Origin of the sequence: Haematospirillum sp. H4485, from assembly GCF_012102745.1 — a bacterium.
Taxonomy (GTDB): domain Bacteria; phylum Pseudomonadota; class Alphaproteobacteria; order Rhodospirillales; family Rhodospirillaceae; genus Haematospirillum.
This window is the reverse complement of record NZ_JAAVSY010000001.1, coordinates 435,606-457,138: the sequence shown is the minus strand read 5'-3', so window position 1 is coordinate 457,138 and position 21,533 is coordinate 435,606. Positions and strand designations below refer to the sequence as shown.

16 protein-coding genes are annotated in these 21,533 nt (G+C 52.8%); 9 read left to right on the top strand and 7 right to left on the bottom strand.

The annotated features are described in order from the left end of the window. Positions 1-17: 17 nt before the first annotated feature. Positions 18-1,958 carry a DEAD/DEAH box helicase gene (locus HEQ61_RS02150; RefSeq protein WP_168019055.1) on the bottom strand — a complete coding sequence of 647 codons (1,941 nt, stop codon included), beginning with the start codon at positions 1,956-1,958 and terminating at the stop codon, positions 18-20. Between the two features lie 224 nt (positions 1,959-2,182). Here HEQ61_RS02150 and HEQ61_RS02145 point away from each other — a divergent pair, with 224 nt between their 5' ends. After that, positions 2,183-2,737 carry an isochorismatase family protein gene (locus tag HEQ61_RS02145; RefSeq protein ID WP_168019053.1) on the top strand — a complete coding sequence of 185 codons (555 nt, stop codon included), beginning with the start codon at positions 2,183-2,185 and terminating at the stop codon, positions 2,735-2,737. A 204-nt stretch (positions 2,738-2,941) separates the two neighbouring features. On the opposite strand, the gene HEQ61_RS11065 is transcribed toward HEQ61_RS02145, so the two are convergent. After that, positions 2,942-3,319: a hypothetical protein gene (locus HEQ61_RS11065; protein WP_209315583.1), complete on the bottom strand. Its 378-nt coding sequence runs from the start codon at positions 3,317-3,319 to the stop codon at positions 2,942-2,944. A 647-nt stretch (positions 3,320-3,966) separates the two neighbouring features. Between HEQ61_RS11065 and ykgO the strand changes: the two genes are divergently transcribed. After that, on the top strand, positions 3,967-4,092 hold the full coding sequence (gene ykgO / locus HEQ61_RS02135; RefSeq protein WP_081628433.1) for a type B 50S ribosomal protein L36: 126 nt from the start codon (positions 3,967-3,969) through the stop codon (positions 4,090-4,092). Between the two features lie 185 nt (positions 4,093-4,277). On the opposite strand, the gene pyk is transcribed toward ykgO, so the two are convergent. Beyond that, on the bottom strand, positions 4,278-5,702 hold the full coding sequence (pyk, locus tag HEQ61_RS02130) for a pyruvate kinase (RefSeq protein ID WP_168019271.1): 1,425 nt from the start codon (positions 5,700-5,702) through the stop codon (positions 4,278-4,280). A 196-nt stretch (positions 5,703-5,898) separates the two neighbouring features. Between pyk and HEQ61_RS02125 the strand changes: the two genes are divergently transcribed. Beyond that, positions 5,899-6,717, top strand: coding sequence for an N-formylglutamate amidohydrolase (locus HEQ61_RS02125; protein ID WP_168019051.1), 819 nt, complete (start codon positions 5,899-5,901; stop codon positions 6,715-6,717). A 140-nt stretch (positions 6,718-6,857) separates the two neighbouring features. Further along, positions 6,858-7,100, top strand: a complete 243-nt coding sequence (locus HEQ61_RS02120; protein ID WP_066136850.1) for a DUF2312 domain-containing protein — start codon at positions 6,858-6,860, stop codon at positions 7,098-7,100. 74 nt (positions 7,101-7,174) lie between these two features. Here HEQ61_RS02120 and HEQ61_RS02115 read toward each other — a convergent pair whose 3' ends face one another. Together HEQ61_RS02115 and HEQ61_RS02110 are read right to left on the bottom strand one after the other, a co-directional pair. Continuing rightward, entirely contained in the window at positions 7,175-10,642 is a 3,468-nt protein-coding gene (locus HEQ61_RS02115; protein ID WP_168019050.1) for an indolepyruvate ferredoxin oxidoreductase family protein, read from the bottom strand. A 260-nt stretch (positions 10,643-10,902) separates the two neighbouring features. Then, positions 10,903-12,705 (bottom strand): long-chain fatty acid--CoA ligase, encoded by a 1,803-nt coding sequence (locus HEQ61_RS02110; protein ID WP_322099168.1) that lies wholly within the window; start codon positions 12,703-12,705, stop codon positions 10,903-10,905. Between the two features lie 177 nt (positions 12,706-12,882). Here HEQ61_RS02110 and HEQ61_RS02100 point away from each other — a divergent pair, with 177 nt between their 5' ends. Further along, complete coding sequence (locus HEQ61_RS02100) at positions 12,883-14,697, top strand: M3 family oligoendopeptidase (RefSeq protein ID WP_168019027.1); 1,815 nt, start codon at positions 12,883-12,885, stop codon at positions 14,695-14,697. 62 nt (positions 14,698-14,759) lie between these two features. Here the strand turns inward: HEQ61_RS02100 and HEQ61_RS02095 are convergent, their stop codons facing one another. Both HEQ61_RS02095 and HEQ61_RS02090 read right to left on the bottom strand, forming a co-directional pair. Next, complete coding sequence (locus tag HEQ61_RS02095; protein ID WP_168019009.1) at positions 14,760-15,428, bottom strand: DUF1013 domain-containing protein; 669 nt, start codon at positions 15,426-15,428, stop codon at positions 14,760-14,762. Positions 15,429-15,573: 145 nt separating this feature from the next. After that, positions 15,574-16,572, bottom strand: a complete 999-nt coding sequence (locus HEQ61_RS02090) for an NAD(P)H-quinone oxidoreductase (protein WP_168019008.1) — start codon at positions 16,570-16,572, stop codon at positions 15,574-15,576. 93 nt (positions 16,573-16,665) lie between these two features. On the opposite strand from HEQ61_RS02090, the gene HEQ61_RS02085 reads away from it, so the two are divergent. The 4 genes from HEQ61_RS02085 to HEQ61_RS02070 all read left to right on the top strand — a co-directional run bounded on the left by HEQ61_RS02085 (position 16,666) and on the right by HEQ61_RS02070 (position 21,417). Beyond that, entirely contained in the window at positions 16,666-16,857 is a 192-nt protein-coding gene (locus HEQ61_RS02085) for a DUF1192 domain-containing protein (protein WP_168019267.1), read from the top strand. A gap of 37 nt (positions 16,858-16,894) precedes the next feature. Continuing rightward, the gene (locus HEQ61_RS02080; RefSeq protein ID WP_168019007.1) at positions 16,895-17,677 is read left to right on the top strand and encodes a 3-hydroxybutyrate dehydrogenase; all 783 of its coding nucleotides are present in this window, start codon (positions 16,895-16,897) and stop codon (positions 17,675-17,677) included. Positions 17,678-17,850: 173 nt separating this feature from the next. Then, on the top strand, positions 17,851-19,386 hold the full coding sequence (locus tag HEQ61_RS02075; RefSeq protein ID WP_168019006.1) for an acyl-CoA carboxylase subunit beta: 1,536 nt from the start codon (positions 17,851-17,853) through the stop codon (positions 19,384-19,386). A gap of 30 nt (positions 19,387-19,416) precedes the next feature. Next, on the top strand, positions 19,417-21,417 hold the full coding sequence (locus HEQ61_RS02070; protein ID WP_168019005.1) for an acetyl/propionyl/methylcrotonyl-CoA carboxylase subunit alpha: 2,001 nt from the start codon (positions 19,417-19,419) through the stop codon (positions 21,415-21,417). Positions 21,418-21,533: the final 116 nt, after the last annotated feature.

Sequence of the window (21,533 nt, the reverse complement as noted above, 5' to 3'; positions counted from 1 at the left end):
TGTTATGCGCAGTTTTGCTATTCCGGTTTTTCTTTTGCTTTCTTTGCAATCCTGGCAGGCGTGCGCCGTTTTGCAAGTTTCTTGGTGGGCGCCGTCTCTTCAGATGTTTCTTGGGCCTCAGCAGAAGAGGGGGAACGGCGGCGCGTCGACTTCTTGGGGGTTTCTAATGTCGTCTCATTGCCTTCGTCTACTGCAGCGCTATGCTGTACTTGGTTCGCTTCGTCAGAGGCTGGAGTGGAGCGGCGGCGTGCTTTCCGACGAGGCACAGAGTCCTTCTTGGGTGCTTCATTGACCTCGGAAGGTTCTGCTGCAGATTCCGATCCCATATCTTCATGGCTGGTACCTTCCGGCTCAGCAAATGCTGATGCGCCCCGCTTTCTGGAGGGACGCTTGCGTGTACGGCGTGTGCTTACAGGGCGTTCCGCCTCAGGGGTGATTATCTCTTCCTTATGTTCAGCGAACGGCTTTTGTTCTTCTGCCAGTTCTGTCATGCCTGTACTTGGATCTACGTTCCTGTCCGATTTTTCTTCTCTCTCTTCGGGAGGGAAAGGAGCGGGTAACGGTGTGAGACCTGATGCCACCCGCAGGGCATTTTCTTCTGTACGTGTCAGTGGGGCAAGGAGGAAGGCGGGTGTTATCCCACCGAATGCAACGGCATTATCGGAAAAGGTCATCTCTGCAACTTCATAGGCAGGGTGTGTCTTGTCACGTCCACGCCCCTCATGTCGTCTATTGTCACGTGGGCGCCGCTCTCCACGGGCGTTGCCTGACCTCATGTCTTCTTGCTGCCTGCGCGGATTACTCTCATTCCGTACCTCGGGTAACAGAACGGCGGGATCTGCCCCTTCAATGGCAACGCGGGGTATTTCCTTGCCTGTCAGCTTTTCAATAGAGGCAACCAGCTTCGCATCCTCTTCTGTTGCTATGGTCCAGGCAATACCATCGCGTCCGGCACGACCTGTGCGGCCAATGCGGTGCACGTAGTCTTCGGCGTGGAGAGGGACATCAAAATTAAAAACGTGGGACACATCGGCAATGTCAATGCCCCTGGCCGCGACGTCGGAGCAGACCATCAGCCGGATTTCCCCTGCCTTGAAGGCTGCCAGTGTTGCAGTCCGTTCGGATTGGGCCATGTCCCCATGCAGTTGTGCGCAGTCAAAGCCGTGTTTCTTGAGCGAGCGATGCAAAATGGAAACATCGCGTTTGCGGTTACAAAAGATGAAGGCATTCCGGACATCTTCCACCTGAAGAATGCGCCGCAGGGTTTCCCGTTTTGCGCCGGATTGAACAACAAGCATCTTTTGAAGCACAGTTTCAGCAGCAGTCGCTTGGCGCGCGACCTTGACTTCCTTGGGATTGTTCAGGAACACGTTTGTCAGCCTGCGAATTTGGTCATCCATTGTTGCCGAGAAGAACAGGGTTTGCCGCAGGGGAGGCAACAGGGAAACAATGCGTTCAACATCGGGGATGAAGCCCATATCCAGCATGCGGTCGGCTTCATCGATAACTAGAATTTTTACATCGCGGAGGATGATCCGACCTCTTTCAAAGAGGTCGATAAGCCGACCAGGTGTTGCCACAAGAACATCGACGCCCCGGTCAAGAAGTTTTTCCTGCTCGGTAAAGCTTTCCCCGCCGATAAGAAGCGCCATTGAAAGGTTGTGATACTTCCCGTACAGGGTGAAGTTCTCAGCCACCTGGTTCGCCAGTTCCCGCGTGGGGGCAAGAATAAGGGACCGGGGCATGCGCGCCTTGGCACGTCCGTTGGCCAGAATATCGATCATGGGCAAGGTAAAGCTTGCCGTTTTGCCGGTTCCGGTCTGGGCAATGCCCATGACATCGCGCCCCATAAGAACCCAGGGGATGGCCTGTTCCTGGATGGGGGTAGGCGTTGAGTATCCTACTTCGGTAACGGCTTGGAGTGTTTCAGGGCTCAGGCCCAGATCGGCAAAATTCATGGAAGTCGCAGCACGGCCTGTACAGTTGGCGATGGAGCGGCAGTGGCATGGACACGCCCATGCCCGGTTCCATCATCATGGAGTTTGGGGGGCGATAATAGATAGTCCTCCGGCTCTGTCAATCATTGCTGCGGTTCCTTGTCATAACATATTTATCTTTGATTGCTAATGCTGCATCGCGCTATCTTCAATGGCTGTGAATGCCAACTAGGGAGGGTGGTGCAGTGAGGGCGCGGGTACAGGATTCTGTCCTGTTTGTAATTGATGTCCAGGAAGGTCGGTGCCCGATTGTTGATAATCCCCGCAAGGTTATCTTTAATTGTGCCCGATTGCTGAGGGGGGCATCCATGTTCGGGATTCCTGCCGTTGTGACCGAGCTGTGTCCCGATATTTTTGGGCCCGTCATGCCTGATTTGCGCGATCTTCTTTCGGATCATCGCCCTGTTGCCCGACGTGCTCTGTCCTGCTTGGCGGACCAAGATGAGCATTCTGTGGCAACACGGTTGGCAGGGAAGGCCGTACGATCCGTTATTGTTGGCGGCGTAGAGGCCCATGTTTCCGTTCTCCAGACCGTTCTGGACCTTTTGGCTGCGGATTATCGTGTGTTTGTGGTTTCTGATGCCTGCTCATCGCGTCATGCTGACGAAGAGCAGGTTGCCATGGCACGTATGCAAGCGCTGGGGTGTCAGATTATTACAACGGAAATGCTTCTTTTTGAATGGGTTGGTACAGAAGATAGCCCAGTCTTCCGTACTCTGATGGACAGCTTGATCCGGTAGGAAGAGAAGCAGGGGATTGTTGATGCCTTGTAATATAGCCAGTGGGCATTTGATCATCTGTTCAGGCGTGTCCACTTGAAGGTATTGCCAAGCGACGTTCGCTACGTACCACCCGCCATGCCAGCAGCAACACCAGCACGCCGCCGATCAGTGACAGCGTACACGCCGGCGTCAGCAGCGCAGTAACCGGCCAGCGTCTACCGATCAAGAACGTGTTGATCGCGGCGCCGATACTGACCCCGACGCCAGCACCAGACCGGTATAGCCGAGCCACTGCGCCGGCAGTTCCAGCGCTGCAAAGTGGAACGACGCCAGCTGATAATAGCTGAACATGCAGATATTGAATAGTGCCACCAAGAGCGCACTGTGCCAACTATCGGGATCCTTTGTCATTTTTCCCAGGGTGCCGAAAAACGAAATCCGGGCAATCTGTTGCGGGCGTGTTTCCGGCAGCTGCCAGCCGGCATATCCCAACAGCAAGGCTGCCAGCAGTACGCTGAAGCTGCCACTGAACAGCGCGGCGATTGATGCCAGTAGATAAAGAGCCAGCCCAGATAATGCGGTGGGACGACGTCCGGTCACGTCTCACATCCGTCCCCACGCCCAGAGCGAAGGCGAAAAAGTAACAAGAGAGCGTTTGCGCCGCCATTTCGGCGCTCACCCGGAACCCGTCCGCAATGTGCGTCAGCGCCGGGCTGTAAATGGTTTCCACCACCTGGGGAAACATCATCATTGACGTCACCAACGTCAAAGTCAGTTTACGTTGCATGGCTGATCTTGTGGCCAAAAAAGACGGTGTAAGATATTATTTTTAGAATATTATTTTTTATGTTGCTATCTATCATAATGATATAAATCAATAAATTTATAAAGCATCAGACCATAGCCTCTCCTTGTTGCCAAGATGGCTTGTTGTTTGCTTTTTTCATGCCGCCGCTGCAATGCCATTTTAGAATGATTTTTTTATATTTTACTCCTTAAGATATAATCTTTGCTCGTCGAGATATCGGTTCTGTGTGTAGTATTTTGTTATTGTTTGTTTTACATTGACTTGATCTCCAGTCTGTCAGGATCTGTTCCTTGACCGTTTCCTTATGTTGCTGATTGCAGGTCCATGAAGCTGGTTTGATTTCTGATGTACCAAGATAAGTGAAGCTTGACATCTGTGGGTCAAGGAGATAGGGTGCGCCCTCTTTCCAGACCAGAAAGTGTTTGAGGGTGTTGGAGTTATGCGCGTCCGGAATTCTCTTAAGTCGGCCAAGACTCGTGACAAGAACTGCCGTGTAGTTCGTCGCAAGGGCCGTGTGTACATTATCAACAAGAAGAATCCGCGCATGAAAGTGCGTCAAGGCTGATATCTTGTACGGTGTTACATTTTTATAGGTTCCTGTTTTGCTTGATCTCTTGGTAAGATTTGGCAGCCAGTGTCCGTAGAAGGGCCACGCAAAAGCGTGGCTTTTTTATTGTCCGTGTCTACTCTACCCCAAAACAGGGTAGCCCTTCTCTGTTCAGGGCTACCCTGTTCGCTGCGGCCTATCGCTTACAGGTTGTCGCCAATCTCTGCTATGCGCAGGATATTTGTGCTGCCAGGGGTACCGAACGGGACGCCTGCAATGATGACGGCTTTGTCTCCAGCTTGTGCCAATTGGTCCCGTTCAGCAAGCCGGGTTGCCTTTTGCACCATGTCCCCGAAATCACGAACGCCTTCAGCGGTTACGGCGTGAATGCCCCAAACCAGAGCCAGTCGTCGGGCAACCCGGACATCAGGAGTCAGGCCCAGAATGGGTACGGGGGGCCGTTGACGAGCTTGCCGGAAGGCTGTAGAGCCAGACGAGGTAAACGTGACAATTGCTTTGGCTTCAACCGTTGATGCAACTTGGCTTGCTGCGGCACAAATGGCATCAGCGGCGGTATTTTCAGGTTTCAAGGGATGAGAGTTGATAATCTGGCGATATGTTTCATCATGTTCAACGCTGGCTATGATTTTGCTCATGATTGAGACAGCTTCTGCAGGGTATTGTCCTGCTGCGGTTTCCGCCGAAAGCATGACAGCATCGGCTCCGTCATAGACAGCTGTTGCTACATCGGACGCTTCAGCTCGGGTTGGCGTGGGGGCATTGATCATGCTTTCCAGCATCTGGGTTGCCACAACAACGGGCTTTCCCTGTTGGCGGCAGACAGACAGAATTTTCTTCTGCAGGATGGGAACCACTTCCGGTGGACACTCAACTCCCAGATCGCCGCGGGCAACCATAACGGCATCTGACAGGTTTACGATATCGTGTAGGGCGGTAATGGCTTGTGGCTTCTCCAGCTTGGAAATAATACCAACCTGATTACCTGTCAGGGCGCGTGCCTCCGCAACATCCTCTGCCCGCTGCACAAACGACAGGGCGACCCAGTCCACACCAAGAGAAAGGCCGAACATCAGGTCTTTCCTGTCTTTTTCGGTCAATGCAGAAATAGGGAGGACTTCACCGGGAACATTCAGGCCTTTGTTATTGGAGAGAGTGCCGCCGACAACAACAGTTGTCATAGCGTGATTCTCACCGCGCGCTATAACCCGTACCCTGATCTTGCCATCATCCATCAGGAGCTCGGTGCCGACCTTCAGTACCGCGAAAATTTCCGGGTGTGGCAGGCAGACACGGGTCTTGTCACCAGGGTTTTTATCCATGTCCAGACAAAAATTCTGGCCATTTTCAAGAGTAACCTTCCCTTGGGCAAAGGTTCCGACCCGTAGTTTCGGGCCTTGCAGGTCCATGATAATGGAGATCGGCCTTCCGGTTTTCTCTTCGGCGGCACGGATCATATTGTAACGGGTCCGGTGATCCTCGTGTGATCCATGGCTGAAATTCAGCCGGAAAACATCGGCACCTGTGCGTGCCAGCATTTCAATTTGTTCGGCCGTTGAGGACGAAGGGCCGAGGGTGGCAATGATTTTGGCGTGGCGTTCGCGTCTCATGGAGTTACTGTTCTTTTCATAGGGTGATGCAGGATTGATGAAGTCCCGGGTGATCATCTGAATTCTTTTATGAGGTCATGTTTTTAGCAGGACACAGACGCAAAAGCGACCTGTGATTTTCTGCCGGAGAGTGTGATGATGCCAAGGAGTTTTTCTTCAGGTTGTTCCTGTAACTTTATGTTTTGGTACACGGGATATGGTTACGTTTCTTGATACCGCCTCGCTGCTTGATGCCGATGAACCTGCTCCTTTCGAGATTTTTAATCCGGATGGGCGAGCTCCTGTGTTGTTCGTGGCAGATCACGCCAGCAACCGCATTCCACGCTGTCTTGGTGGGCTTGGATTGTCTGTTGCCGATCAGCAAAGACATATCGCCTGGGATATTGGGTCTGCTGATCTGACCATGTCCCTATCCCTTCTTTTGAATGCGCCCGCTGTCTTGTGTGGTTATTCGCGCTTGGTCATTGATTGTAACAGGTTGCCCGGAGACCCGGATTCCATTCCTGTGTCCTCTGACGGAACCGTTGTTCCCGGAAACTGCGATTTATCCGAGGCAGGGCAGGAAATCCGTACAACGGATATCTTCAATCCCTATCATCAGGCTGTGGCTGACACGCTGGCACACATGTGGCGCCGTTGTCCTAGTGTACCACCGGCCCTGCTTGCCATTCATTCCTTTACACCGCAGCTGCTGTCGATCAAGCATCCTCCCCGTCCTTGGCAGGTGGGGCTTTTGTGGAATCGTGACCCCCGGCTTGCGGTTCCACTGATGGATAGGCTGCGCGCATTACAAGGTGGCTTTTGCATCGGAGACAATCAACCTTACAGCGGGCGTGATATTGCCTTTACTGTTGATCGCCACGCAGCCTCTGCCGGTTTACCGCATGCGGGCATCGAAGTCCGACAGGATGAAATTGATACCAAGAATAAGGCGCATGTATGGGCTTGCCGCCTCGTTGAGGTTCTGGGGCCATTGGTCGGTCACCCTGATGTGCATAGGGTTTGTCATTATTAATGCTGCACGGGTGTCCTTTCTCTTGACCAAACCCGGATAGTTCGGAGTAAGACAGAGAAACTGTGAAACCCGTGGCCAAGCCCGGGGCCAGGGGCTTTTCCTGCCTCTGCTGCCCGTGCAAATTTGAGGTACATCTGCATATGGAAAGTATGGACAATTCTGCAGCCGAGCAGCTGCGTTCAATCGTTGAGCGCATTGAGCGGCTGGAAGAAGAAAAAACCAATATTGCCTCTGACATAAAGGACATTTATGGAGAGGCAAAATCAATGGGATACGATGTGAAGATCATACGAAAGGTTATCAGCTTGCGTAAAAAGCAGCCCCATGAGTTGGAAGAAGAAGAGCAGTTGCTGACACTCTATCGTATGGCTGTCGGGGTCTGAGCAAAGTATATAAGGGAACGTATCCTTCCCTGAAGAAAGGCTCCTATAGCTTTCTTCAGGGAAGAGAGACTTTTTTAAGCGGCTTCCATGGCGTGTCGCTTCGCCCGGAACTCGGACAGAAGGTGTTCCTGCTGCCGGCGTGCCTTGCGTACGTTATCTTCCAGTATGTGGCCGTATCCCCGCATGGTAAGCGGTAGTGAAGCCAACTTGACAGCGGTATCCAAGTTTTCGGTGCTCAGGTTGGAAGCTATTTCTGAAAGCAAGGTTTGGAAATCGGTGATCAGTTGTCGTTGCATCTTTCTTTCAGGTGTATAGCCAAAGGGGTCTATGCAGCTTCCCCTTATTATTCGCATCCGGGCCAGAACTCTCATGAAGGGCAAAATCCAGCCTCCGAAGGCTGATTTTTCAAGATGACCGGTTTCACGATTGCGGCGTGCAAGAAGGGGAGGTGCAAGATAGAATGTCAGCTTCAGTTTCCCTTCAAATTGAGCTTTCAGGTTAGACATGAAGCTGCTGTCGGTATACAGGCGGGCAACTTCGTATTCGTCCTTGTAGGACATCAGCTTGAATAAGGAGCGTGCCGCTGCAGCAGTCAGGGCCGTACTGTTGTTTCTCAGCTTTTCTTCAGCCTTGCGCAGTTCTTTGATGCTGGTTTCATAACGATTGGCCCAATGACGATCCTGCCAGCTTTCCAGAAATACAGAACGTCTGGATATAATATCATCCAGTTTTTCTGACAGGCTATGGTGCGCTGGTGCCTTATACGGAGAGGCTATGCTGGCAACCTTTTCTGGTGCTATGGCGGTATGACGCCCCCACATAAATGCCATACGATTGAATTCGGGCCTGATACCATTGAGTTCTATTGCTCTCATGATCGATTCCCAGGAAAGGGGAATAAGGCCCTTCTGCCAAGCATAGCCAATCAGGAACAAGTTGGTTGCCAAGCTGTCCCCCATCAGGGTTGTGGCCAGCTCTGATGCCTTGACAAAGGAGGCGCGCTCTCTGCCGACAGTGCGTTCAATCGTTTGAATAATGTCTGTTCCGGGGAAAACAGCATCGGGGTTACGCGTAAACTCCGCTGTCATGGTTTCCTCTGTATTGATGACAGCTGAGGTGTGCCCGAAACTCATTCTTAGAATTGCGTCATGACCTGCTGCTGTCAGGCCGTCGCACCCCAGCACAAGATGTGCTTTGCCCGGCGAGATACGCGTAGCGTGTACGTGATCAGGCGATTGAGCAATGCGCAGGTAGCTGATAACAGCTCCATTCTTTTGGGCGAGTCCAACCTGATCAAGAACCGAGGCTGTTTTGCCTTCCAGGTGGGCGGCCATGCCAAGTAACGCCGATATGGTAATGACCCCTGTTCCACCAATCCCTGTGATAACAACGTCATAGGAGCCGAGCTCAATAGTGGGAATTGTGGGTTCGGGAGGGCATTCAAGGTGCGAGAGATATGCACTTCCTTGGCGTTGCCGTAGTTTCCCGCCTGTGACTGTAATGAACGAGGGACAAAAGCCTTTGATGCACGAGAAGTCTTTGTTGCAGGAAGACTGATCGATCTTTCTTTTGCGCCCGAACTCTGTTTCCAGAGGTTCGATGGCAACGCAATTGGACTGTGAGCCACAGTCTCCGCATCCCTCACAGACAAGGTCATGAATAAAGACCCGTTTGTCAGGGTCAGGCATTTTGCCTCTTTTACGACGACGGCGTTTCTCGGCAGCACATGTTTGTTCATAAATCAGGACGCTGACGCTTGGTGATTGGCGCAGCTGGCGTTGTAGTTCATCCAGTGTGTCGCGGTGGTGAAGTGTTGTGTACGGCGGTAGGGATGGCATAACCTTTCGGAATACTTCGGGTGCATCGGAAACGATGGCAATCCGTTTGACGCCTTCGGCTGCAACCTGTGCTGCCAGGGACTGAACAGTCAGTGGGCCATCGAAGCGTTGCCCGCCCGTCATGGCAACGGCATCATTGAACAGGATGCGGTAGGTTATATTAACATTGGCTGCGATTGCCTGACGTATGGCCAGGATGCCTGAATGAAGATAGGTACCATCCCCCAGGTTGGCGAACACATGTTTCTCTTCAGTAAAGGGGGCTTGCCCAACCCAGGGAACGCCCTCTCCTCCCATCTGGGTAAATGTGCTGGTTGACCGATCCATCCATGTCACCATGTAATGGCAGCCAATGCCACCGATTGCCCGCGATCCTTCGGGTACCTTTGTTGACGTGTTGTGTGGGCAGCCGGCACAGAAGTGAGGAATTCTTTTAACCGTTATGGGTTCTTTTTGTTTGGCACGTTCAAGGAAGAGCAAGCGTTCCTTGATCGAGGCAAGAGGGTTTATGCTGGAAAGAATAGGGCCGAGGACAAGGGCAATCTGATCTGGTCCCAGTTCTCCTGTGGCTTGAAAAGCGGGCTCTCCGGCAAGGCTATATTTGCCAGTTATTCTTGGGGCGTTATGCCGCAGCTGATTGTACAGCAGCTCCTTGATCTGTGTTTCGATAACAGGACGCTTTTCCTCAATAACAACAAGATGTTCCAGCCCTCTTGCAAAAGAGAGGATGCCATTCGGTTCCAGAGGCCACGGCATGCCAACCTTGAAGAGCCTCAGCCCAAGGCTATGGGCTTCATTCTCCTTGATGCCCATGTCATCAAGAGCTTGCAGGGTATCCAGCCAGCTTTTTCCTACCGCAATAATGCCAATACGTGCTGCAGTGGAGGCAAAGGAAACAAAATTTATTCGATTGTAGCGGGCAAAGGCCACGGCTGCTGGAATCTTGTAGTTTATGAGGCGGTACTCTTGTTCCAGTGGTGAGTCTGGTACGCGGATGTGAAGACCGTCCTCGGGCATGTTTCCCTGTTCAGGATCTGAAAAAGCATAGCGCCCAAGATTAACTTCAACCGTTGATGAGCTATCCAGAACCTCGCTGACGCATTTCAGGGCAACCCAACATCCAGAATAGCGACTCATCTGAATAGCCATAACCCCATAGTCCAGGATATCCTGAACATTGGATGGATATAGAACCGGTATTTGCAGATCCATATAGGTATAATCGGTCTGGCTGGGGACGGTGGATGATTTGGCTGCATGATCGTCACCGGAGAACAGCACAACCCCGCCATGTCGACTTGTTCCTGCCATGTTTGCGTGACGGAAGACGTCGCCGGATCGGTCAACGCCTGGGCCTTTGCCATACCAGTATCCACAGACACCATCATACCGTTGTCCCGGGAACATGGCTCCTTGCTGGCTTCCCCACACGGCTGTTGCCGCAAGATCTTCGTTAAGCCCCGGCTGGAACACGATGTGGTGTTTCTCAAGGTGCTTCCGGGCTGCAAGTAGTGTTGTATCAAGAGTGCCGACCGGTGATCCTCGATATCCCGATATAAAGCCGGCTGTATCAAGTCCATTCCCGAGATCCAGAATGCGCCGTGTCATGGGTATGCGGGCCAAGGCCTGAATCCCCGACAGATAGATTCGTCCGGATGATGCAGCATACTTGTCTTCAAGAGTGACGCGATGATCAATCCCCATGTTTTCCTCCCTGGAACGGCCTTTCTTTTTTCAGGCCGTTCTTTTTCCGCAGTTGTTTTGATCTTGCGGTATATGGTTCCCGGCAAAAGGATAGGGGGAGCAGGAGAAAATACAATAGGACTGTCATGCTGACCTGATTATGGAATCTGATTTGATGAGGTCAACGAATTCGGCGCATCTTTATGTTTTCTTCTGGTCCATAGAAGAACAAAGATTGTTTTGCTTGCGCCCAAGTATTGCAGGCGGGCAAGAATTATCTGTTACGATCGATAGAGCTGATCCAGAGTCGCTCTCCATCGCTCAAGGATAACATGGCGTCTTATTTTCAGGGTGGGTGTCAGCATGGCATTGTCGATGGTGAAGGCTTCGGGGGCAATCACAAAGCGGCGCACGGTCTCTATGGTGGAGAGTTCCTTGTTGACCCTTTCAAGGGCGGCGCTGATACGTCGCAGTACTTCCGGTTCCTTGGTTAGTGCAGTCAGATCGGGAGGCACGCCCTTTTCTGCTGCAATAGCACTGATCAGCTCTTCACTTGGAACGACAAGGGCAACCAGATGCGGACGTTTGTCCCCGTAAACCATGGCCTGTGCAATTTCAGGCTCCAATGTCAGGAAACCTTCTATCCTTTGCGGAGATATGTTGTCCCCGCCGGAATTGACAATGATATCCTTTTTTCTGTCTGTGATGAAGATGTGCCCTTCCGGGTCGATATGCCCGATATCACCTGTATGAAGCCATCCATCAGGGTCAATAACCGCAGCCGTTGCTTCCGGGTTGTTCCAGTACCCCTGCATGACCATTTCGCCCCTGACGCAAATCTCCCCATCCTTTGCGATCTTTGCTTCAACGCCATTCAGGGCAGGGCCAACGCTTTCCATTTTTGGATTGTCCGGCGTATTGACTGAAATCAGGGGGCCTGCCTCGGTTTGGCCATATCCTTGAAGAATGCGGATCCCCAAGGCTGTGAAGAAGTATCCAACATCAGGGTTGAGAGGAGCGCCGCCTGATACAAAGGCCTTCAGGTGCCCGCCGAAGCCTGTTGCGACTTTCCGCCGTACAAGATGTGTACAGACTGCATTTATCAGGAATTCCAAGGGTCCAAGTCGTTTTTTATGACAATATCGCTTTGTGCCAAGGCTAAGGGTCTTGTGAAACAGCCAAGCCTTGAGTCCTGAACTTTTTTCCGCGGACCGCAGCATTTTTGTCCGCATCACTTCATAAATGCGCGGCACGGCGGCCATAAGGGTTGGCTTGGCTGCAGCCATATTGCGACCAAGCGCATCAATGCTTTCTGCGTAATAGATTTGCGCTCCGATTGAAACCGGAAAGAATTGACCTGCGCTGTGCTCATAGGCATGGCTGAGTGGAAGGAAGGACAGGAATCGTTCCTGCCCCAATCCCAGCTTGACCAGAACATCATGGGCGCCACGGCAATTGGCAAGAATGGAGGCATGGGACAGCATAACCCCCTTGGGTGCCCCACCGGTCCCCGATGTATAAATGATGCAGGCGGTGTCTGTACGTTGTGGTGGGGTAGGCAAGGGAAGGTGCTGTTTCTTGGCTCCCCTTGCAATCAGGTCGTCCCAGAAGAACAGCGAGACCCCCGGATTTTGCTTCAGGTCCCCCGCGTTGATCAGGATAACATGCGGCGGGTGTGCGATATGGGCCGCTGCGTGCAACAGAGGCCGCATCAGCCGACCGCTGGAAACAATAACGGCGCGGGCACCTGAATCAGTCAGCACGTGTCTGTGATCATTGGGTGTATTTGTTGTGTAGGCCGGAACGGAAATAGCGCCAGCAGCCATGATAGCTAGATCGCCAAGGCACCATTCCGGCCGGTTTTCCGAGACCAGGACGACACGGTCACCGGTTTTAATTCCAATTTCGGTCAGTCCATGGGCCAAGGACCGCACCGTTATGGCTGCATCTTCCCAGCTTATCGGGCAGTAAGATCCATTTACCACCCTCCATAGAAAGGGGGCGGTACCAAAGAATGCGGCCTGTTCGAAGAACATGGAAACCAGACTGGTTATGGTTTCATAATTGACGGCACGTCCCCTCAAATGCCTTCTCCTGATGGGCCGGTCTTGTTGTCCGGTCTTGTGGAAATCCTCGAGTCTCGGCACACTGGGTGCCATAAACTGGGCGGCAGCACCACAACGGGCTTACGGTGTGTAGAGGCTGTCGTCATCTTTTTGTTCTGCCTCGTGGATCAACGGGGATCATAAGGAGATAATGGGATGTTGCCAATCATCAACCGTGACAGCGAGGGAACGGGTTTTGCAGCCCATAGCGGGGTACCGGAATGGGATCTGTCAGATTTGTACCCGGGCCGTGATTCCGCTGAATTGGCAGCGGACCTTGGTCAGGTTGACACGCAATCCAAAAAATTTGAGGCCAGCTATCAAGGGAAAGTCAGCGCGCTCAGTGCAGTACAGTTCGGTGCCGCCATTGTTGAATATGAAACCTTGTGTGAGCGCCTGTACCGTATTTTGTCATATGCGCAACTTTTGCATGCCGGTCATGTGACCGACCCTGAAACAGGACGGTTTGTTCAGGATATCAATGAGAAGGCGACCGAGGTTCAGACCAGAACGCTTTTCTTTGTTCTGGAAATCAATCGCATGGATGATGCCGCGCTGGCTGCACGGTTGGCGGAAGATTCGGTGGTTGCACGGTATGCTCCCTGGATCCGGGATGTTCGTCTGAGCAAGAATCACCAGCTTTCCGATGAACTGGAAAAGCTGTCGAGCGAGAAGGGAATTACAGGTGCCGGAGCATGGGTTCGTCTGTTCGATGAAACTATGGCGTCGCTGCGTTTTCCTGTTGATGGAAAAGATCTGACCATCACGGAAGCCACCCATCTGCTGGGGGAAACCGATCCACAGCGCCGGAAGAGTGCCGCTAAAAGTATCGGTCAGGTTCTGGGCGATAATATTCGTCTGTTCGGGCTGATTACAAATACCTTGGCCAAGGACAAGGAAATTGATGACCGCTGGCGTGGTTACAAAAGCCCTATGGCTGCCCGTAATCTTGCCAATCAGGTTGAAGAGCCTGTTGTCGATGCTTTGGTTTCTGCTGTGCGGGACGCCTTTCCGCGCTTGTCACATCGGTATTATGCGATGAAAGCCAAGTGGTTCGGTGTTGATGTTCTGGATTACTGGGATCGTAATGCGCCGGTACCAGGGGACAGCAGCCGGACCTGGGGCTGGAAGGAAGCAGCGGACTTTGTTCTTGCTGCCTATGGGCGTTTTTCTCCTGAACTGGCCGCTGTCGGACAGCGTTTCTTTGACAATGCGTGGATTGATGTTCCTGCACGTCCCGGCAAGGCATCTGGTGCCTTTGCCCATCCAACAGTGCCGAGTGTACACCCCTATCTTCTTCTTAATTTTATGGGAAGAGGGCGTGATGTCATGACCTTGGCCCATGAGCTGGGACATGGTTGTCACCAGATCCTGGCCGGCCGTCAGGGATGTTTTATGTCTGATACGCCGCTGACTTTGGCTGAGACAGCTTCTGTTTTCGGGGAAATGCTGACATTCCGCGCCATGCTGGATGCCGAGACCGATACAAGGCGTCGCCGTTTTCTGCTTATTGCAAAAGTGGAAGACATGTTGAACACCGTTGTGCGTCAGATTGCCTTCCACGAATTCGAGAGAAGAGTGCACAGCGAGCGTCGTTCAACGGGAGAGGTGTCGACAGACAGGCTTGGCGAAATCTGGATGCAGACCCAAGCCGAGAGTTTGGGGCCGGCTTTTCGCTTTGATGCGGAATACCAGCATTACTGGGCCTACATTCCGCACTTTGTCCATACGCCATTTTACGTCTACGCTTACGCGTTTGGTGATTGTCTGGTGAACAGTCTGTATCGTGTTTACGAGCAAGGCATGCCCGGTTTCCAGGACAAATACCTGAACATGCTGTCTGCAGGGGGAACCTTGCGTCATCGGGAATTGCTGGAACCCTTTGGTCTTGATGCGTCTGATCCTGGCTTCTGGGCAAAGGGATTGTCTGTGATTGAAGGCTTTATTGATGACCTTCAGGCCATGGATTGACCACAAGAAAGGCCGCTGTACGCAGCGGCCTTTTTGTTACCAGGGAAATGGTGTGGCGAAGACTAGAGTTCGATATCCTCATCCCGCGTATCCGCTTTTGGCTTGCTGCGGAGGAATGCAGGAATTTCTTCTTCCTGTTCCTTGCGGGTGTGGTGCTCGACTTTTTCCTCCGGCTCGTTGCCGTAGTCAACCTGCGGAACGGTGCCGCCGGCACGACGTGGAGCCAAGGCAATTTCCTTTTCCAGGTCAGCTTCGGAGCACATGCCAAGAATAACCGGATTGCGCGGCTTGATGGCCGTGGCATTCCAGTGTGTCTTGCTTCTGACTGACTCAATAGTCGGCTTTGTGGTGCCGATCAGTTTGCAGATCTGGGCATCAGACAGTTCAGGGTGATGCTTCAGGATCCAAGCAATGGCATCCGGGCGGTCATGCCGCTTTGACACAGGCGTATAACGTGCTCCCTTGGAGCGGGCCTGAGGGCGCGGAATATCAGATGCCGAAAGTTGCAGGCGCAGGGCATCGTCTTTCTCACAGCGGGCAATTTCGGCCCGTGTCAACTGACCATTGGCGATGGGGTCAAGACCGACGATCCCGCCAGCTACCTCACCGTCGGCAATGGCCTGGACTTCCAGTTCGTGCATTCCACAGAAGGCGGCAATTTGCTCGAACGAGAGGCATGTATTTTCTACCAGCCAGACGGCCGTTGCCTTCGGCATGAGAGGCAGCGCCATTGTGTTGTCCCTTTCGGATGTGTCTTTGAACGGTAAGCGTCGTGCTTCTTTACGGGAAATTGCAGCCCCGGACAAGGGGTGTGCCCCGCTGCAGGACGAATTAGGGGGAAATATGGAGTGTTTGGGGGTATTTGCCAAGACTGTATTATTTTGAATTGTTTGATAACACGATCTTCCCCTCATGGGTGCGTCTTTCCATGAGGCGGTGGGCATCTGCCGCTTGTTCCAACGGAAATGTGCTATGCAGCAGGGGACGGATGTCGCCCTTCAGAACCTGGGGCCACAGCTGCTGTCGAATCGCTTCTGCCATCTTGGATTTTGCGGTGGCGGACTGTGAACGCAGGGTAGAGCCACTCAGGGTCAGCCTTTTCAGCATGACGGGCATAAGGTCCAACTCAACTCTTGATCCCTCGAGAAAGGCAATGTTGATATGCCTTCCGTCCGGATTCATAAGACGGATATCTTTCTGGATCCGTTCGCCCCCGGCCATGTCCAGGATGACGTCCACGCCGCGTCCTGCTTTCTTGATAACTGCAGCGTAATCCTCCTTGCGCCAGTTGATTGCAAGATCTGCCCCCAGCCGGAGGCATGTAGCGCATTTGTCGTCTGACCCTGCTGTTGCATACACGATTGCCCCAATGGAGCGGGCAACCTGTATCGCTGTTGTTCCAATACCCGAGGCGCCCCCATGGATCAGAAAGACTTCACCGGGCTTAAGCTGTCCGCGTTCAAGGACATTATGGAATACTGTGAACAAGGCCTCTGGAAGAGCTGCTGCTTCTTCTGCCTTCAGTGTACCCGCTACGGGAAGGCACAGGGTGCTGTCTGCCACGGCATATTCGGCATATCCACCCCCGGCCACCAGTGCGGCTACGTCTGTACCGGGCAGGGGCCACGATACATCCGGTCCGGTCGCAACAACGGTGCCGGAGACTTCCAGTCCGGGGAGATCGCATGCATCCGGCGGAGGCGGATATTTTCCCTCCCGTTGCAGGATGTCCGGGCGATTGACCCCTGCGTAATCGACTTTCACCAAGACTTGCCCTGCATTGGGGGTCGGAATTGCACGCGTTACCAAGCACAGAACATCAGGGCCACCGGGAGCGGAAATTTCTATGCAGCGCATGAGATCGGGCTGTGACATGAGAAAAGAGAGTCCTGATGAAAGTGGAAGGTTTGCGGTGCTGTCAGGGTCTGATACTTTCTTGTCCATGTGCGATACGGGGGAGTAACCGTGATGGACATGGATGATCCTCTTTCACAAGCGGCCCTGATCTGTTTTCCTGATCTGGATGCCATGAGTATAGAGCAGTTGCAGGATTATATCACGACCCTTGAGGCAGAGGTTGTGCGTGTGCGTGGGGTTATCGGAAACAAGGTTTCAGCCAGGCAGGCTGCCGAGACCTTGTTCAGGTCCGGGGGGGCCTGACAATAGTCCGACTGAACAGGAAAAGGGGGAGGGGGTTATGCTCAAGGGTAAATCGGCGGTGGTGACGGGATCAACCAGCGGCATAGGGCTTGGAATCGCTTCAGCCTTGGCAGCGCAGGGTGTGCGTGTCATGCTCAACGGGCTTGGTGATGCTGCTGCCCTGGAAAGAACAAGGGGTGAGCTGGAGGGGCGCTATAAGGTGGATGTGCGTCTCTGTCCGGCTGACCTGTCCAAGCCAAACGAGTGTTCGCTTCTGGTCGATGAGGCAATCAAGGCCTTTGGAAGCGTTGATATCGTGGTCAACAATGCAGGAATACAGTTTGTCTCGGCTGTAGAGGCCTTTCCTGTCGAGAAGTGGGAGCAAATTCTCTCTGTCAATCTATCATCTGCCTTTCATATCATCCGGACGGCCTTGCCGGGCATGAAGAAAAACGGGTGGGGCCGTATCATCAATATTGCATCGGCGCATGGGCTGGTGGCTTCTGTCAACAAGGCGGCCTATGTGGCGTCCAAGCATGGTCTGGTCGGATTGACCAAGGTTGTGGCCTTGGAAAATGCCGAGGGCCATATTACCTGCAATGCTATTTGTCCGGGGTGGGTGCGTACGCCGTTGGTCGAGCCACAGATCGAGGCCCGTGCCAAGGCCATTGGTGGGACATTGGACGACGGTGTTCGTTCTCTTGTCGGGGAGAAGCAGCCTTCCATGAGGTTTTCTGCACCGGAAGATATCGGGGCTTTGGCTGCTTTCTTGTGTTCGGATGCTGCCCATAACATCACAGGAACGACTTTGTCGGTCGATGGGGGCTGGACGGCCCAGTGACCTGTCCACGCAATCTGTGGATAACTCTGTTGATTTATTCTTTTTCACTCTGAAATGACTTGTTTTCTACGCTATGCCTCAAAAATAGGCAACGGTGTCATCCCTGTTGGGAAGGTTGCCGTCGTTATTGAGTGCCATTGCCAGTTCTGTTGTCCGGGAAGCGAGGTGCGCCCATGCAGGATATTTTGAGGCAACTTGAAGACAAGCGGTTTGCTGCTTGTATGGGGGGTGGGCAGGAACGTGTTGATACTCAGCACAAGAAAGGCAAGTTAACAGCGCGGGAGCGGCTTGCAGTTCTTCTTGATGCGGGTTCTTTTGAAGAATGGGACATGTTCAAGGAACATCGGTGTACCAACTTCGGCATGGCCGAGGTAGATCCTGTTCCCGGTGATGGTGTTGTAACCGGATACGGGACGATCAATGGCCGTGTCGTCTTTGTGTTCAGTCAGGATTTTACGGTCTTTGGTGGTTCCCTATCGGAAACACATGCCGAGAAAATCTGCAAGATCATGGACCAGGCAATGCGCGTTGGTGCACCGGTTATCGGGCTGAATGACTCAGGGGGGGCACGTATTCAGGAAGGGGTGAATAGCCTTGCCGGATACGCTGACGTGTTTCAGCGCAATGTCTTGGCCTCCGGCGTTATTCCGCAGATTTCCGTCATCATGGGCCCATGTGCGGGTGGGGCTGTCTACTCGCCTGCGATGACTGATTTTATCGCCATGGTCCGGGGAACATCGTACATGTTTGTAACAGGTCCGGATGTTGTCAAGACGGTTACACATGAGACCGTGACAGCCGAAGATCTTGGGGGAGCTGTGATCCATACGGGACGGTCAGGGGTTGCAGACCTGGCGTTTGAAACAGATGTCGAGGCGTTGCTCGAAGTGCGACGGTTGATTGATTTCCTCCCATCAAGCAACCGTGTCAGGGCGCCGGAGCGTCCAACGCCGGACCCTGTGGACAGGGTTGAACCCTCGCTTGATACGCTTGTACCGGCCAATCCACATGCAGCCTATGATATGCGGGAGTTGATCACCAAAGTGGTGGACGAGGGTGATTTTTATGAGATTGCTCCTGATCATGCCCGCAACATCATGACAGGGTTTGGCCGTCTGGATGGACAACCTATTGGGTTGGTTGCCAATCAGCCGCTTGTATTGGCAGGATGTCTTGACATTGACAGTGCCTGCAAGGCCGCACGCTTTGTCCGTTTCTGTGATTCCTTTGATATTCCTTTGGTTACATTCGTTGATGTACCGGGTTTTTTACCCGGTACAACGCAGGAGCATGGGGGAATTATCAGGCACGGAGCCAAGCTGTTGTATGCCTATGCCGAGGCAACGGTTCCCAAGGTAACGGTCATTACCCGTAAGGCATATGGAGGAGCATATGATGTCATGGCATCCAAGCATCTGCGTGGCGATGTCAATTATGCTTGGCCGACAGCTGAAATTGCGGTGATGGGACCCAAGGGTGCCGTTGAAATTATTTTTCGTCATGAGCGTAATGATGATGAAAAAATACAGTCTCGCACAGACGAGTATCGTCGTGCGTTTGCCAACCCTTTCGTGGCCAGTGCTCGCGGTTTCATTGACGATATCATCATGCCACATGCAACACGGAAACGTTTGTGTCGATCACTCTCTATGCTGCGCGGAAAGAAAATAGAAAATCCATGGCGCAAGCACGGCAATATTCCGCTTTGAAATGGACATGCGGCGAATAGGAGGGGAAGCATGTTCAGAAAAATTCTGGTTGCAAACCGTGGTGAAGTTGCCTGCCGCATTATCCGCACTGCCCACAGAATGGGCATTGCAACCGTCGCTGTTTATTCAGAAGCTGATGCAGGTGCCCTTCATGTCGATATGGCTGATGAGGCGGTGTGCATTGGTCCTGCCCCGGCGCGGCAGAGCTATCTGCTGATTGATCGTATCGTCCGGGCTTGTCGTGATGTCGGAGCGGACGCTGTTCATCCCGGCTATGGCTTTCTTTCGGAGAACAGTGTTTTTCCTGAGGCTCTGCAAAAAGAAGGTATAGTTTTTATCGGTCCGCCGGTTGAGGCCATCCGTTTGATGGGAGACAAAATTCGATCCCGGGAGCTGGCCAGGAAAGCAGGGCTTTCTGTCATACCCGGTTATGACGGAGCGGTGTCAACAGAGGATCGAGCGGTTGGTATTGCAAATGATATTGGGCTCCCCGTCATGATCAAGGCCTCTGCCGGTGGGGGTGGCAAGGGGATGCGGATCGCACATACCGAAGCGGATGTCCGGGAGGGCTTTCGTCATGCCGCTTCTGAAGCCCGCTCTGCTTTTGGCGATGATCGTTTACTACTGGAAAAGTATATCAGCAATCCACGGCATATAGAGATCCAGATTCTCAGCGATGGTGAAACCTGTTTGCATGTTTATGAACGAGAATGCTCTATCCAGAGACGCCACCAGAAGATCATGGAAGAGGCACCCTCTCCTTTTCTGGATGGTCCCCTGCGACAGGCCATGGTTAATCAGGCTGTGGTGTTGGCTCGGTCTGTTGACTACCGCTCTGCAGGAACGGTTGAGTTTATTGTCGATGAACAACGGCAATTCTATTTTCTTGAGATGAATACCCGTCTTCAGGTCGAGCATCCGGTTACAGAATGTGTAACCGGCCTTGACTTGGTTGAGTGGATGATACGGATTGCAGCCGGGGAACGTCTGACCCTGTCCCAGGACGAGATTGTCCTGAAGGGATGGGCGATGGAAAGTCGTATCTATGCCGAAGATCCTGGGCGTGGATTCGTCCCTTCCAGTGGTCGTCTGGTTCGTTACCGTGAACCGGAGCCGGAGAACGGGGTCAGGGTTGACAGTGGTGTTTGTGAAGGGGGGGAGATTTCTGTCCACTATGATCCCTTGATTGCCAAGCTGGTGACATGGGGGCAGAACAGGGGCGCCGCTATTCGTGGTATGCAGACTGCACTCGGGGGTTTCTACATTCGGGGCATTACCAGCAATATCCCGCTCTTGTGCTCTATTGTACGTCACAAGACGTTCATGGCTGGTGCCTGTACCACAGGTTTCGTGGATGCACATGGGCAGGAGGTCGTGTCGATGGCTCCGTCTTCGGCCTACAGGGTTACGATGGCTTGTATCATGGCCGTTGTTCATCGTTTGCACACAGAAAGGGTATTTCTGTTTCCAACTCAAAATGGAAACGTGTCTAAACAGGCGACAAGCTACAGTGTTGTTGTTTGTTTTTCTGGTTCATGCGATCTGGAGGTCAAGCTTGAGCGTCAGTCGTGTGTTGAGGGGTTGAATGCGTGGTCCGTTTTCTGTGGGGGGCTTGCTCATCATGTTGTATCGGGATGGCAGATTCATGATCCCATATGGCATGGCACGGTGAATGGAAAAGGCGTTGTGGCGCAGGTGGAACGTAAAGGTACGTCTTTTCAGATGCATGTCGATGGCTTCTGTGCCGATATTATCGTTCTTGATCTGCATGTTGCTGCGCTGAATCGCATGATCCCCTCTCGTGCCAAGCCTGATCTTTCCAGATTTCTGCTGTCTCCAATGCCGGGATTCCTGATCAGCATTGATGTGTCCGAGGGGCAGACCATCAAGGCGGGGGAAAGATTGGCTGTTGTCGAAGCGATGAAGATGGAAAATGTCCTGCGTGCCGAACAGGATGCAACCGTTAAAAAGATTCATGTCGCCGCAGGTGGTTCTATTTCGGTTGATCAGGTGATTATGGAATTTTCATAACTGATACACATATGTGTACGTTAAGATCTACCCGGGCTTGAATTCAGCACAATATTTGCCGTTTCTTGACAATGTGTCGCGCACATCGGAATGACGCTGGTCAGGCGCACAAACAG